The following is a 13,443-nucleotide window of genomic DNA, read 5'->3' as shown; positions in this document are numbered from 1 at the left end:
TTTACTTCTTCACTTCTGCCGGCGCGACGGAGTCTGCGTCAGCGGTGTCGATCAGTTCGGGAACGAACGAGCCGTCCTTGGCGACGAGCTTCACCTGGTACATCTCCTGGATCAGCGCGTGGTCGCCAGCGCGAACCGTGGTGGTGCCCTTCGGGCCCTCGAACGTGTACCCCTCGAGTGCGGCAACCATCGCGTCAACGTCGCCCTTGCCCGTCTTGATGGCTTCGACGATCATGAGTGCGGCGTTGAAGCCGTCCGGGGTGAACAGGTCGGGCGTTCCGCCTGCTTCTTCAACGCGGGTGACCATTTCCTTGTTGACCTCGTGCTCGTTGGCGCCCGCGAAATAGTGGTTCAGGAAGCTGATCTTCTCCGTAGCTTCGCCGTAAGCGCCGAACGTTGCAGCGTCGCCGAGACCGGTCGCAACCGGAATCGTCTCAAGCACGCCCTGCTGGCTCATGGCCTGCCACATGGCACCCGAGGTTGCGCCTGCCCAGGCCACGAAGACGAGGTCAGGGTTGCCCTGCAGTACCTGCTGAGCAAACGGCGTGAACTCGGTGACGTCTTCAGCAACGAGAACCGAGTCAACCGTTGCACCCTTGGCACCGAGGATCGCGGTGACGGCTGCGACGTTGCCCTGGCCGAACGCGTTGTTCTGTGCGAACACCGTGATCTTCTTGCCCGAGATGTCGTCGAGGAAGGCACCCGAGGTTGCGACGTCCTGTGCCGACTGGCGGCCCGAGCGGAACGTGTAGCCGTTGATGCCGGTGAGGGCGTCAGCAGCGGCGGGGCCAGAGATGAAGAGAACCTTGTTCTGAGCGGCCTGCTCCGCAACCGCCACGGCGACACCACTCGACGCGGAGCCCGCGATGATGTTGGTTCCGGAACCGATGAGCTCCTTGACAGCAGTGACAGCCTTGTCGGGGTCGCCAGCATCGTCCTTGTAGGTGACGGTGATCTTCGTGCCGTCGATCTCGTTGGTTCCGTCGGTCGCGTAGTCGAGACCCGCCTTGAAACCGTCGAGGTACTGCTTGCCGTAACCCGCGAGCGGGCCGGTTTCGCTCGTTACGATGCCAACCGAGATCTCTGCCGGGCCGTTGGATTCGCCGGAGCCAGCGTCGCCGCTGCCGGTGGGAGCGGGCTCGCCGGGCTGGGGCGCACACGCCGCCAGCAGAACGGCCGCTGTTGCCAGCAGCGTCCCAAAGATCAACTTCTTGGACTTGCGCATGTGATTGCCTTTCGCCATTGGAAGGAAGTAAACCTGAAAGCTGATTCAGGTTTTAGTAACGATAGGAAGTTCTCACGGCCGCGTCAACCATTTGCGTGTTAATTCTTCGCAAGCGGAAGCATGGTGCAGGCACGAAAAAGGGCCCGGTCGTGAAGACCGGTTCTATCGGTGGTCGCAACACCCTGGTTTCAGGAGGTTGCGACCACCGTGTCGTTTTCGAAGGAAGAGTTTGCGGAGTTACGGCGTCGGTCCCTTGAGCGGATGGCGGCGATTGGGTCCGCGACCGCAGTAGCTCGAGAGCTGGGGATCAGTGCAGGCACAGCGGGAACCTGGGCGCGGCAGGCGGGTCTGGGGTCAAAGCGTTTACCGCATCCGAGGAAAGCGGAATATGTCGCGCTCCGTAAGGAAGGCCGTTCCCAGTCTTCTGCGGCGGCGCAGGTTGGCGTGGACGTGCGCACGTGCCGCGATTGGGACTACGGAACCGTCAAGCGGCCCAACGGCCCGCGTTACGCGGACGGACGAGTAGTGGATTACACCACTGGTGAGGTCACGATAGGAGATGCATGCGGGTGAGTACCGAGACGATCTATCAAGCGATCTACGTTCAAGCCCGTGGCGGCTTAAAGCGAGAGATCTCGGACGCACTACGCACAGGCCGAACTCGACGCAAGCCTCACCGAGCCCCTGACGCCCGACAGTCACGCTTCCGCGATCCGATGATCATGATCTCTGACCGCCCCGCGGACATCGAAGATCGTGCTGTTCCCGGGCATTGGGAATCTCAATGAAGATGTCAAGCGGCAATTGGGAGGTGCCTGGCTGGCTCGACGTAAGCGGTGTGGTCGCGGAGCATGGCCCAGATGACGTTCATGCGTCGCCGGGCGAGAGCGATCAGCGCTTGCTTGTGTGACTTGCCCTCTGCGCGTTTGCGATCGTAGAACGCCCGCGACGAGGGGCTGTTTTTGAGACTGGAGAGGGCGGCGAGGTAGCAGGTGCGCAGCAGACGGCGGTTGAAGCGTCGTGGCCGGTGAAGGTTGCCACTGATGCGTCCGGAATCCCGAGGAACAGGTGCGAGGCCAGCGACGCAGGCAAGTCGGTCGACGTTCTCGAAAGCGTCGAGGCTCCCGCCGATCTGCGCGAGGAACGTGGCTGCGAGAACCGGCCCGAATCCGGGCATGCTGAGCAGGTTCGTGGCGCTCTGATGCTGAGCGAAATGCTCGGTGATCTCGGCGTCGATGCTAGCGAGGTCCTCATCGATCGCAGCGATCTTCGCGGCGAGCTTGGTCACCAGCGCCGACCCGACAGATTGGGCAGGGAGAGTCGTGGTCTGCGCGTGAGCGGCATCGATGGCTGCCTTCGCGACGCCGGCGCTATTGCGGCAGCCTCGTGCCTTCAACCATGCGACAAGCCGGGTGGGACCGATCCGGCGGAGACTATCTGGGGTTGCGTAGTGGGACAGCAGAACGAGCGCGGCTTTGCTCTTCGAGTAGTCGAATGCCCGCTCCAATGCAGGGAAGTACTCGAGCATCGTCGCGCGCAAGCGGTTGATCGCGCGCACACGGTCATGGATCACGTCCAACCGGTGAGAGGTTAGAAGACGCAGATCGACGGCGATCTCGGTGGCGATGCGGACGGGCTGAAGATCGGTGCGCATGCGGGCCTGGTCGGCGATGATTCGAGCATCCTTCGCGTCGGTCTTCCCATCACCCCGATATGTCGCCGCGGCGTGATGCACGATCCTGCCGGGGATATAGAGCAGCTTCTGTCCGTGTGCGGCGAGCAGTGCGATGAGCAACGCCGCGCCACCATCGGTGAGATCTGTCGCCCAGCAGACCTCACCGCCGTCGTCGAGCTCGATAACGGTGGCGATCAGGTCGAGCAGTTCAGTCTCGTCGTTGCCGACCTTCGTGGACAGCAAAAGGGTTCCGTCGCGGTCAAGTACGACGCAGTGATGAGTCCGTTTACCGGCGTCGATTCCGGCCCAGAGTGTTGGCATGAAGATGGTCCTCTCGATCAGGTGGGTGGCTGTTTCCCCTTGTCGATGACCACGCCAGCACGTCCTTACCCAGCGAGCGGTGTCGCAATTCTCAATCAGCGGTCGAGCCATCAGCGGGCAGCGGGCGGCCATTCCCAGTGAGCCGTCCATGCGGCAGGGAGACACTGAGCCATACCCGCTGCCCGAGGGTGACCGGAACACTACACAACTCGGATCCGGCCTCACCAACAGCGTAAGGAAGGGGACCTGATCGTGGGAGAGCGAAACAAGACCGCGATTATCACTCTCGTTGAAAGACAGACCAGATATGTGATGCTGGGACACCTGCCGGCCGGACACACTGCGCCCGAAGTCCGAGACGTGCTCACCGCACTTATCACGACGCTACCCGGGCACCTGCAAGGGTCATTGACCTGGGACCAAGGAGCAGAAATGGCCGAGCACAAGAAGTTCTCGATCGAGACCGGCCTGCCGGTCTACTTCTGCGATCCTGCATCTCCCTGGCAGCGCGGATCGAACGAAAACACCAACGGACTATTACGCCAGTACTTCCCCAAGGGCCGCGACCTGTCTATCTTCGGACCAGAAGATCTCGAACTCGTCGCCCAACGACTCAACGGACGACCACGCAAAACGCTGGGCTGGGAAACCCCGGCCCAGCGCCTCGCTAAGCTCGTCCTCGCGGACTAACTATTCAATTGGTGTTGCGACGACCGCTAGCCCCCACTTTCGTGAGGGCCTTTCGCTGGTGCACCCCCCGGGACTCGAACCCGGAACCCACTGATTAAGAGTCAGTTGCTCTGCCGATTGAGCTAGAGGTGCCCGTGCATTTCTGCAACTAGATGAGCCTAACAGCGCCCAACATGAGTCAAGAAAAAGCGCTGGTTGGTAGACGATTTATTGATGCACGTCGCGCGTGTCGCCTCGGCACAACGGCCTCGCGCCACAAATGAAAAAGCTCTGAAAACTGGCGAGAGTTATCAGAGCTAATCCGTGCACCCCCCGGGACTCGAACCCGGAACCCACTGATTAAGAGTCAGTTGCTCTGCCGATTGAGCTAGAGGTGCGTGGCAGGCGCATTTCAGCGCCGAGAGAAGACATTACCAGGATTCGAGCGTGTGCGCGAATCGAGCTCGCGGAGCCAGGTTACCCTTGTCAGGTGACCTCCCCCACCGACGTTTTTGCGCCGTTCACCGATGATCTCGCACTTGCCCTGCGCATAGCCGATGCCGCCGACGCGGTGGCGATGGCTCGGGTTGATTCTGCTGATCTGACGATCGACCAGAAGGCCGACGCAACGTTCGTGACCGACGCGGATATGGCGGTCGAACGCGCGATTCGCGAGATCCTCTCAGCCGAGCGGCCGAACGACGGCATCCTCGGCGAAGAGTTCGGCACCGAAGGCAACGCATCGCGCCAGTGGATCATCGATCCGATCGATGGTACGCACAACTTCATGCGCGGCCTGCCCATGTGGGGGATCCTCATTGCGCTCGCCGTCGACGGCGTTCCGCAGCTCGGCGTCGTGAGCCAGCCGGCCCTCGGGCGTCGCTGGTGGGCAGCAACCGGTGCAGGCGCCTGGACCAACGTGCCCGGCGCCGAACCGCGCCAGATTCACGTCTCTGACATCGCCGACCTTGAGAAGTCGAGCATCAGCTTTCAGAGCATCCAGCAATGGGACGAAGCTGGGCAGCTTGATAACCTCATTCGCCTCACCCGCGCGGTGTGGCGCGACCGCGGCTACGGCGATGTCTGGCCGTACATGCAACTCGCCGAAGGGCGTCTTGAATTCGTCGCAGAATTCGGCGTCGCCCCCTACGACATCGCAGCCGTGGTTCCGATCGTCACCGAGGCCGGCGGCCGCATGACGGCGTTCGACGGCGAAGCCTCGATCACGAAGCAGTCATCGCTCGCCACGAACAGCATTCTGCACGACGCTTACCTGTCGTTCCTTCATGGCGAAGGCAGCGTCTTGTGATGAAGCGTGTCGGCGGCATCGCCGCGCTCCTGCTCGCGGCAGCATCGCTCGCCGCGTGCTCGGCGCCAGCGCCGGCACCCGCCCCCAGCACGGAGCAGCCAGCGCCAACGATTACCGCGCAGCCCGGCACTGGTTCCAACACCGCTCCTCCGGAGGAGACGGCAGAACCAGAGGTTGCGACGTGCGAGAACCTCCTGCCCGAGACACTCATCACGCAGTTTGAGGAAATGGGCTGGAGCTACCAGCAGAGCCAGCTATTTGGCGTGGATGCCCCGCTGCCTGACAGCGTACAGTGCACGTGGGGCGACTATGAGTCGCACTCGAGCGAGGCCGTGCAGATCTACGCGTGGTCGCCGATCGATGAGGCGACAGCGACCGCCATGCAAGACGCCCTCGTCACGCAGGGCTGGACTCGCGAAGTCGACGGCGACGTGGTGTACATCACCGCGGGTGATCGCTCTGCAGTGGTTGATGAAAACGGCTACGGCATGACGTACAAATTCGTCGAGGGTTCCGTCACGTACGCCGACACCAAGCAGGGCCTCGTGCTCGTGCAGTGGCCACGATAGGTCGCTAAACCTCTGTCCTTTGGGCCGCCGATGCGTGAACGTCGGCGGCCCGCTCTAGCGTTGGGGTATTGATTCACGCGCGCGGCCGGGCGCTCCCGAGCGAGAGCCATCATGGGGTCCACGAAAGTCTCTGACGAAAAACTTGACAGCGTTCTGACGCGCATTGCGCCGTGCACACTGCCACCCTCAGCCTGGGGCACACAGCCCGTCACATGGCACAAGGGCGGCCGGCGCGTTCACGCCTGGATTACCTGGCCGCACCAGACAGCAGAACGCGTCAACGCGATTGCGGTGGGTTGGAATGACCGCATCGTTGTGGTTCGCTGGCAGGGCAGTAACGGCACGTGGGAAACGGTCGTTTGGCGATCGGCGGTCACACAACCCGGACACTCGTAACCCTTGTGCGGAATACCCCCAGGGGGTATCGTGTTGCACCAGCTGTTAACGACGAACGATCAGTACGCCAGGAGACGAGAAACTCACATGAGTAGCCACGATCACCACAGTAAGTCGACGCACAACCACCACGACCACCACGCCGACGCCCAGCCGCACGTGAGCTCACACAAGATGACTGCAGAGCACGAAGCGCACGCGGGTCACGCACGGCATGAGGGACACGAGGGGCACGCGATGGCGGAACCGTCGGGTCACGAAGGTCACGCGGGGCACGTGATGACCTCACCCGCTGAGCATGACGCTCACGCGAACCACGACGCACACGCGAATCACGACGCGCATGAGGGTCACGACGCACACGCCGGACACGGCGGGCACGCGGGCCACACCGAGAAGTTCCGCCGCCTGTTCTTCATCATGATCGCGTTCGCGATTCCGACGATCGCACTGTCGCCGATGTTCGCGATGATCATCGGCTATTCGTTGCCAGAATCCCCCATTCTGATGTGGCTGCCCGCCATCCTCGGCACCGTCATGTACGTATGGGGTGGCGCGCCGTTCCTGACCGGTGCGGTTGACGAGATCAAGGCACGCAAGCCCGGCATGATGCTGCTGATCGGTCTCGCCATCACGGTCGCGTTTGTCGCGTCGTGGGGTGCAACGCTCGGCATTCTGAGCCACCAGCTCGAGTTCTGGTGGGAGCTCGCCCTGCTCATCGTCATCATGCTGCTCGGTCACTGGATCGAAATGCGTTCACTCGCCCAGACGACGTCGGCGCTCGATTCACTTGCCGCGCTGCTGCCCGACGAGGCGGAGCGTGTTGACGGCGACGACGTCACGACGGTCTCCCCCAGCGACCTCAAGGCTGGTGACATTGTGATCGTGCGCCCCGGCGCCCGCGTGCCCGCCGATGGCGACATCGTGCAGGGCTCCGCTTCGATGGACGAGTCCATGATCACCGGCGAATCGATCGCCGTGCGCCGTGATGTGGGCGACCGCGTTGTCGCCGGCACTGTCGCAACTGACTCGGGCGTGCGCGTGCAGATCACCGCCGTCGGCGAAGACACCGCACTCGCCGGCATTCGCCGCCTCGTTGCCGACGCACAGGCATCGTCATCGAAGGCGCAGCGCCTCGCTGACCGCGCCGCCGGCTGGTTGTTCTGGTTCGCCCTCACCGCAGCCGTCATCACCGCAATCGTGTGGAGCATCATCGGCTCGCCAGAAGACGCCATCATCCGCACCGTCACGGTGCTGGTCATCGCCTGCCCTCACGCTCTCGGCCTTGCGATTCCGCTCGTGGTTTCGATCGCGACCGAAAAGGCTGCCCGCAGCGGCGTTCTCGTGAAAGACCGCCTCGCACTCGAAAGCATGCGCACGATCGACACGGTCGTCTTCGACAAGACTGGCACTCTCACGAAGGGCACGCCCGCCGTGACCGCGGTTCTCACGACCGGAACCATCGGAGAAGATGATCTGCTGGCTCTCGCCGCAGGCGCTGAGAATGACTCCGAGCACCCCCTCGCCCGCGCGATCGTGCGCGGCGCGACGGAACGCGAGCTGACGGTTCCGTCGTCCTCCGACTTCTCGTCTTCCCCGGCCGTGGGCGTGCGCGCTCACGTCGACGGCAAGACCGTGCAGGTCGGCGGCCCGTACCTGCTTGAGCAGGAGAACCTGCACCCGCTGGGCGACACCGACGCGTGGTCGAGAGAAGGCGCGATCGTGCTTCACGTCATCATCGATGGCGCTGTGGCCGGGGCGTTGCGTCTGGCCGACGAAATTCGCCCCGAGTCGCACGACGCTGTTCGGGCACTGCACGATCGCGGCATCACGGTCGTCATGATCACCGGTGACGCTCAGGCGGTTGCCGAGTCGGTTGCGGCAGATCTCGGCATTGACCGCGTCTTTGCGGGCGTGCGCCCCGAAGACAAGGCCGCCAAGATTCAAAAGCTGCAGCATGAGGGCCAAAAGGTCGCGATGGTGGGTGACGGCGTGAACGACGCCCCGGCACTCGCTCAAGCCGATGTGGGCCTCGCCGTCGGCACCGGAACCGACGTTGCCATTGGTTCCGCCGGCGTGATTCTCGCGAGCGATGACCCGCGCGCCGTGCTGTCAGTCATCGAGCTGTCAAACGCGAGCTACCGCAAGATGAAGCAGAACCTGTGGTGGGCCGCTGGCTACAACCTCGTTTCGGTGCCACTCGCGGCCGGCGTGCTGTCGCCGTGGGGCATCGATATGCCGATGTGGCTGGGCGCCATCCTGATGTCGCTCTCGACCATCGTGGTCGCGGCCAACGCGCAACTGTTGCGTCGCATCGACCTCAATCCCGCTCGCCTCGCTGGCTCTGCAGCCGAGGTTCCGGAGCCTGCGGCGAAGCCCGCCACCACGCATGAACACGCACACTGATACGAAACCGGAGACACGCATGAACTTTCCTCGTCGCATCCTCACCATCACCATTGCCGCATCTGTTCTCGTGCTCGCGGGCTGCACCGGAACCACAGGTTCCGACACGACGTCGGGTCACGACGGCCACGGTGATATGCCGGCCCCCTCTGAGTCGGCGGTCGACGCGAACGCGGCTGACCTGATGTTCGCCGGCATGATGATCGGTCATCACCAGCAGGCGATCGAGATGAGCGACCTTCTGCTCGCGAAAAGCGACGTCGACCCCGGCGTCGCCGAGCTCGCGCAACGCATCAAAGCGGCGCAGGCACCCGAGATCGAGCAGCTCACGGGGTGGGTGACCGCGTGGGGCGGTGATGCTGCCGCGTACGAGGGCATGGACCACGGTGACGGCATGATGTCACCCGACGACCTTGCCGCGCTCGAAGCTGCTCCCGGGCCCGAAGCATCGGTGTTGTTTCTGGAGCAGATGATCGTGCATCATGAGGGCGCCGTCACGATGGCCGAAGATCAGATTTCATCCGGGCAGAACGCTGACGCCGTCGCGCTCGCCGAGAAGATCGTCAGCGACCAGACCTCCGAGATCGCAGAGATGAAGGAGATCCTCGCGGCGCTCAAGTAGCCCGCATCTCGACAAAAGAAACCCCTCGGAACCAGGCAGTGCGTGGTTCCGAGGGGCTTCCTCAACGTGACAGTGGTTGGTGGAGATGGGGGGAATCGAACCCCCGTCCATCGCTGAGTCTCTGGGGCTTCTCCGGGCGCAGTTTGTGAAAGCGTTCTACTCGGCTCCGACCTTTGTCACAAACACCTAAGTCGACAAGCCCAGTCTGTGAATGTCCCGCACGGAGTCCAGACTCCTCCGTGTAGCTAGACCCCTAAATGACGCCAGAGTCCGTAGCGGGGTCGCCTACGGTCTGACGGACTATCGGGCTCGCTTATGCAGCGAGGGCGAAGTCAGTGCGCTTTGCATCTGCACTTAGTTTTTGCCGGGAGCGTTCACAAGATAACCCGGCATCCTTGGCCCGCTTCTCGCAGATTCGCAAGCAATGTCGAAACCGATCATCCCCGTGCGTTCCTTGCGGAATGGCCACTGTCACACTGTTGAGTTACCAAAGCTCGCCACGAAGTGGCTGAGCATTACAGACTACAACACGCGGCGAGAAAAATCTATTCGGCCCCGGTTGCGGAACCACGACTGCGGCCTAGAAGAAGGCACCGGAACCAGGGGGTTGCGATTGCCAGGCTGGAAGTCGGAGGTGCGCGCTATAGTCACACCATTCGATGCCTGAGGAGGCCTCATGACTGACGTTGTCATCAATGTTCGCGGCGAACACCACATGATGGTTGCAGCCGAGCTTGGCGTTGCCCGCGTAGCCGTGCGTTTTGACGGCCCGACTCGCGCTGAGGTTGTTGAGAAGGCACAGCGGCTGGGCGCAGAAATCCAGGATGAGCTGCGCGCTGCCGAAGCGAGCGGCGCCATCACTAAGTGGAGCAATGAGCGTCTGTCGGTCTGGGCAGACCGCCCGTGGAACGACAAGGGCAAGCAACTCCCCCTCGTGCACCATGCGTCGGTTCAGTTGGTGTCGGAGTGGAAAGATTTTTCGGCGCTGAGCGAGTGGATCTCGCGCGCGTCCGAGCGTGATGGCGTGACCATTGGCGGCATTGGTTGGGGGCTCACAAAAGAAGTCGAAAGCGCAACCGAGAAGACGGTCGCTCAGGGTGCCGTGCAGGTCGCAATTGACCGCGCAACCGCCTACGCCGAAGCTCTGGGGCTCAAGAATGTTCAGGCTCAGCAAATCGCTGATGTCGGCATGATGTCTCGCGAAATGATGATGAAGGGGCCAGCGCCCGTCATGATGGCGAGCGCACGCGGCGCGATGGCTGACAGCGCTCCGGCATTTGAACTCGAGCCCGAAGAGATCGAGGTCTCCGCGACGGTCGAGGCCCGCTTCATCGCGAACTAGTCACACAGGGCGACCCCGCAAGCCCATAGGGTAAGTGCATGCCCGAAAACCCGAACATTGTCGTTCGCGCTGGTGCCGCTGAGCGCTTGAGCCGCATGATTCAGCTGCCGACCGTGTCGGCAGAGCTGGAGACCCGCGGTCTCACCGACTTCGACGCTTTCATCGACCTCATTGGCGAGCTGTACCCACTCACGGTGGCAACTCTCGAGCACGAGAAGCTGCACGACCTCGGTCACCTGTACCGTTGGCGCAGCAACAACCCCACAGCGCAACCGGTCATTTTGATGGCGCACTACGACGTGGTTCCGGTCGACGAATCCGACGATTGGACGTACCCACCCTTCGCGGGCCAGATCGCGAACGGCAACGTCTATGGTCGCGGCACGCTCGACGACAAGGGCCCGCTGCTCGTGATTCTTGAGGCCGTTGAGAACCTGCTCGCCGCGGGCTTCACACCGGCACGCGACGTGTACCTGTCATTCGGCGGTAACGAGGAGAGCTTCGGGTCTGCTGCTGTTGAAATCGCCGCCGAACTGCAGCGCCGCAACATCGTGCCATGGCTTGTGATCGATGAGGGCGGCGCCGTCGTTGTTGACCCGCTGCCGATCGTGAAGGGCCAGTCGGCGATGGTCGGCGTCGGCGAAAAGGGCCTCGTCACCGTGAAACTCACGGCACGCGGCGACGGCGGCCACGCGTCATTCCCGCCCGCGCTCACGGCGGTGGGTCGAGTGTCGCGCGCGGTCAACCGCCTCACTCCGTCGACCTTCTCCGCGCGCTCCCCCAAGGCCATCAGCCGCATGCTCAGCACCTTTGCGAATCGAGTCTCGGGCCCGCCCTCGTTCGTGCTGAAGGCTCTCGCAGCGCTACCCCCGGTCACCGCCCGCGTCTTCGCGAAGCTCGGTGGCGAGCCGGCCGCGATGGTGCGCACCACGGTTGCGCCGACCATGCTCTCCGGCGGCACCGCCGACAACGTCCTGCCCTCACAGGCATCGGCCACCGTAAACCTGCGCATCGCACTGGGTGAGACGGTCGCGTCGACCGTCAAGCGGCTACACAAGCGCATCAACGACCCACTCATCTCAATCGAAGTGGTCTCCGGTAGCGAACCGTCGCCCGAGTCATCGGCAGACAACGAGCAGTTCGCAGCGATTGCGGCAGCCGTTGGCGTGAGCCACCCGGATGCGATCGCGGTGCCCTACATCGTGTTCGCGGCGACCGACTCACGCCACTTCCACACGTTCTCCCCCGCTACGTACCGGTTCGCGCCACTGCTGATGTCATCGGCTCAGCGCGCAACGATTCACGGTGTTGATGAGTTTGTTGAAATCGCCGAACTCGAACGCGGCGAACAATTTCACCGCGCGCTGATCGCCGGATTGCCCGCTGGGCGATAAGGTCATCTCACCCGAATTCGAGCGAAGGAGCCCCATGTCTCGCGCCATCTCCCTCGGCGCTCTTGCGAGCGTCGTTGGCTATCTTGCGTTTGTTGAGTTCACCAGTGGTGTGCTGCAGGGGTATTACACCCCGATGCTCACCGACATTGCCCGCGCCCTCAATGTGCACGACGCCGACGTGAACTGGCTCGAAGGAGCACAGCTCATGCTGTCTGCCCTCGTGGTTCCGGCTTTCGCGAAGCTCGGCGATATGGTCGGCCACCGCCGCATGTTGTTGATCTCCACAGCGCTGACCGCCGTGGCTTCGCTCGCGTTACCGTTCGCGACGTCATTCCCGGTGTTCCTCGCGATTTGGGCGCTCCAGGGCTTCTACGTCGTGTGGCTTCCGCTCGAAATCGCTCTGATCTGGTCACGGGCGCGAGCCATGGGCCAGCGCTCCAGCATCACGATGAAGTCGGCCGGAATCCTCGTCGCCGCACTCGAGTTCGGTGCCATCAGTGGCGCCCTCGTCGGCGGCCAGCTCATCGACACGTTGCCGCTCACGACCGTGCTGCTCATTCCCGGCATCATCGTCGCAATCTGCTTCTTCGTCATCCTGTTTGGAGTGAAAGAGTCGCCGAGCCCCACCGGCGGACGCCTCGACACCGTCGGTCTCACTCTCGTCTCCATCGCGCTGATCGCCTTCACGGGCGGCCTCGCGATGTTGCGCAGCCAGGGCGTCGGTAGCCCTCTCGCGTGGGGCGTCGTTCTGCTCGGTCTCGCGCTCATGGTTCCGTTCGTCCTGTGGGAGCTCAAGCACGATGACCCCATCATCGACGTGCGCATGTTCCGCTCGCCGACGCTGGCACCCGTCTTCCTCACCGCCGGCCTCTTCGGCGTCTCGGTGCTCGGTGCGCAGGCACCGCTGTCGACGTTTGCCCGTACGGATCCGGCGGAGGTCGGCTACGGACTCGGAACCACGGGCTTCGCCACGTCGCTCATCATCGGTATTTACCTCATTGCCATGATCACGGGCGCCCTCACATACCCGATCGTTGCACGTCGCGTCACGCCGCGCTTCACGCTCATGCTGGCGTCCATCCTCGTCGGTATTGGGTTCTTGCTGTTTCTGCCGTTCCACGACACGTACGCGCAGGTTGTCACGAACATGGTGATCGCCGGTATCGGCTCGGGTGCGCTCGTTGCGGCACTCCCGTCTGCTGCCGCTGCTGCCGCGCCGCCCACGCAGACGGGGGTTGCGACCGGCCTCACCAACTCGGTGAAGACGGTGGGTGGCGCTGTCGCCTCCTGTGTCTTCGGAATCGCGCTCCTCCAGCAGGTTGCCGGAGGATCCGGCTCGGAGACCGCCGGCAGCCTCGTCGGCTACATGACCGTGTGGACGATCTGCGGTGTCACCGCGCTCATCGCCGCCGTCACCCTGCTGTTCGTGCCGCAGGACGCTTTCAAAGACCCGGCGCACGCGCACGAGACCGACGACGAAACCGACGCCGTCATCGCCTAGACGCACAAATATGG

The 13,443-nt window shown here is 63.1% G+C and carries 9 protein-coding genes, 2 tRNA genes, 1 other RNA gene and 2 pseudogenes; 9 read left to right on the top strand and 5 right to left on the bottom strand.

Going from position 1 to position 13,443, the window contains the following annotated elements; genetic code table 11:
- Position 1: 1 nt before the first annotated feature.
- Positions 2-1,225, bottom strand: a complete 1,224-nt coding sequence (locus tag ACQUSY_RS09140; protein WP_428904169.1) for a substrate-binding domain-containing protein — start codon at positions 1,223-1,225, stop codon at positions 2-4.
- Between the two features lie 563 nt (positions 1,226-1,788).
- On the opposite strand from ACQUSY_RS09140, the pseudogene ACQUSY_RS09135 reads away from it, so the two are divergent.
- A pseudogene (locus ACQUSY_RS09135) lies at positions 1,789-2,004 on the top strand (IS30 family transposase); the annotation flags it as partial.
- A gap of 14 nt (positions 2,005-2,018) precedes the next feature.
- On the opposite strand, the gene ACQUSY_RS09130 reads toward ACQUSY_RS09135, so the two are convergent.
- The gene (locus ACQUSY_RS09130) at positions 2,019-3,221 is read right to left on the bottom strand and encodes an IS110 family RNA-guided transposase (protein ID WP_428904168.1); all 1,203 of its coding nucleotides are present in this window, start codon (positions 3,219-3,221) and stop codon (positions 2,019-2,021) included.
- 237 nt (positions 3,222-3,458) lie between these two features.
- Here ACQUSY_RS09130 and ACQUSY_RS09125 point away from each other — a divergent pair.
- Positions 3,459-3,911: pseudogene (locus ACQUSY_RS09125) on the top strand (IS30 family transposase); the annotation flags it as partial.
- A 56-nt stretch (positions 3,912-3,967) separates the two neighbouring features.
- On the opposite strand, the gene ACQUSY_RS09120 reads toward ACQUSY_RS09125, so the two are convergent.
- Together ACQUSY_RS09120 and ACQUSY_RS09115 are read right to left on the bottom strand one after the other, a co-directional pair.
- A tRNA-Lys gene (locus tag ACQUSY_RS09120) sits at positions 3,968-4,043 on the bottom strand.
- A gap of 172 nt (positions 4,044-4,215) precedes the next feature.
- Positions 4,216-4,288 (bottom strand) — tRNA-Lys (locus ACQUSY_RS09115).
- A 92-nt stretch (positions 4,289-4,380) separates the two neighbouring features.
- On the opposite strand from ACQUSY_RS09115, the gene ACQUSY_RS09110 reads away from it, so the two are divergent.
- The 4 genes from ACQUSY_RS09110 (at position 4,381) to ACQUSY_RS09095 (ending at position 9,192) form a co-directional block, all read left to right on the top strand.
- Positions 4,381-5,199 carry an inositol monophosphatase family protein gene (locus tag ACQUSY_RS09110; protein WP_428904167.1) on the top strand — a complete coding sequence of 273 codons (819 nt, stop codon included), beginning with the start codon at positions 4,381-4,383 and terminating at the stop codon, positions 5,197-5,199.
- On the top strand, positions 5,199-5,768 hold the full coding sequence (locus ACQUSY_RS09105) for a hypothetical protein (protein WP_428904166.1): 570 nt from the start codon (positions 5,199-5,201) through the stop codon (positions 5,766-5,768). The genes ACQUSY_RS09110 and ACQUSY_RS09105 overlap by 1 nt, the downstream gene beginning before the upstream one ends.
- Before the next feature lie 483 nt (positions 5,769-6,251).
- A complete protein-coding gene (locus ACQUSY_RS09100; protein WP_428904165.1) occupies positions 6,252-8,570 on the top strand; it encodes a heavy metal translocating P-type ATPase in 2,319 nt (772 codons plus the stop codon).
- 19 nt (positions 8,571-8,589) lie between these two features.
- Complete coding sequence (locus tag ACQUSY_RS09095) at positions 8,590-9,192, top strand: DUF305 domain-containing protein (RefSeq protein WP_428904164.1); 603 nt, start codon at positions 8,590-8,592, stop codon at positions 9,190-9,192.
- A 77-nt stretch (positions 9,193-9,269) separates the two neighbouring features.
- On the opposite strand, the gene ssrA is transcribed toward ACQUSY_RS09095, so the two are convergent.
- Positions 9,270-9,637, bottom strand: a transfer-messenger RNA (tmRNA) gene (ssrA, locus tag ACQUSY_RS09090).
- A 231-nt stretch (positions 9,638-9,868) separates the two neighbouring features.
- On the opposite strand from ssrA, the gene ACQUSY_RS09085 reads away from it, so the two are divergent.
- From ACQUSY_RS09085 to ACQUSY_RS09075, 3 genes are read left to right on the top strand one after another with little or no spacing between them, the layout of a single operon-like run.
- Positions 9,869-10,534 (top strand): SIMPL domain-containing protein, encoded by a 666-nt coding sequence (locus tag ACQUSY_RS09085; protein WP_428904163.1) that lies wholly within the window; start codon positions 9,869-9,871, stop codon positions 10,532-10,534.
- 38 nt (positions 10,535-10,572) lie between these two features.
- Positions 10,573-11,928, top strand: a complete 1,356-nt coding sequence (locus ACQUSY_RS09080; protein ID WP_428904162.1) for a M20/M25/M40 family metallo-hydrolase — start codon at positions 10,573-10,575, stop codon at positions 11,926-11,928.
- Positions 11,929-11,962: 34 nt separating this feature from the next.
- Positions 11,963-13,429, top strand: a complete 1,467-nt coding sequence (locus tag ACQUSY_RS09075; RefSeq protein ID WP_428904161.1) for an MFS transporter — start codon at positions 11,963-11,965, stop codon at positions 13,427-13,429.
- Positions 13,430-13,443 lie beyond the last annotated feature (14 nt).

Source organism: Microbacterium daqui, from assembly GCF_050408675.1.
Taxonomy (GTDB): domain Bacteria; phylum Actinomycetota; class Actinomycetes; order Actinomycetales; family Microbacteriaceae; genus Microbacterium.
Note: the sequence above shows the minus strand (reverse complement) of the source record. Positions and strands in the feature narration are given on the sequence as shown.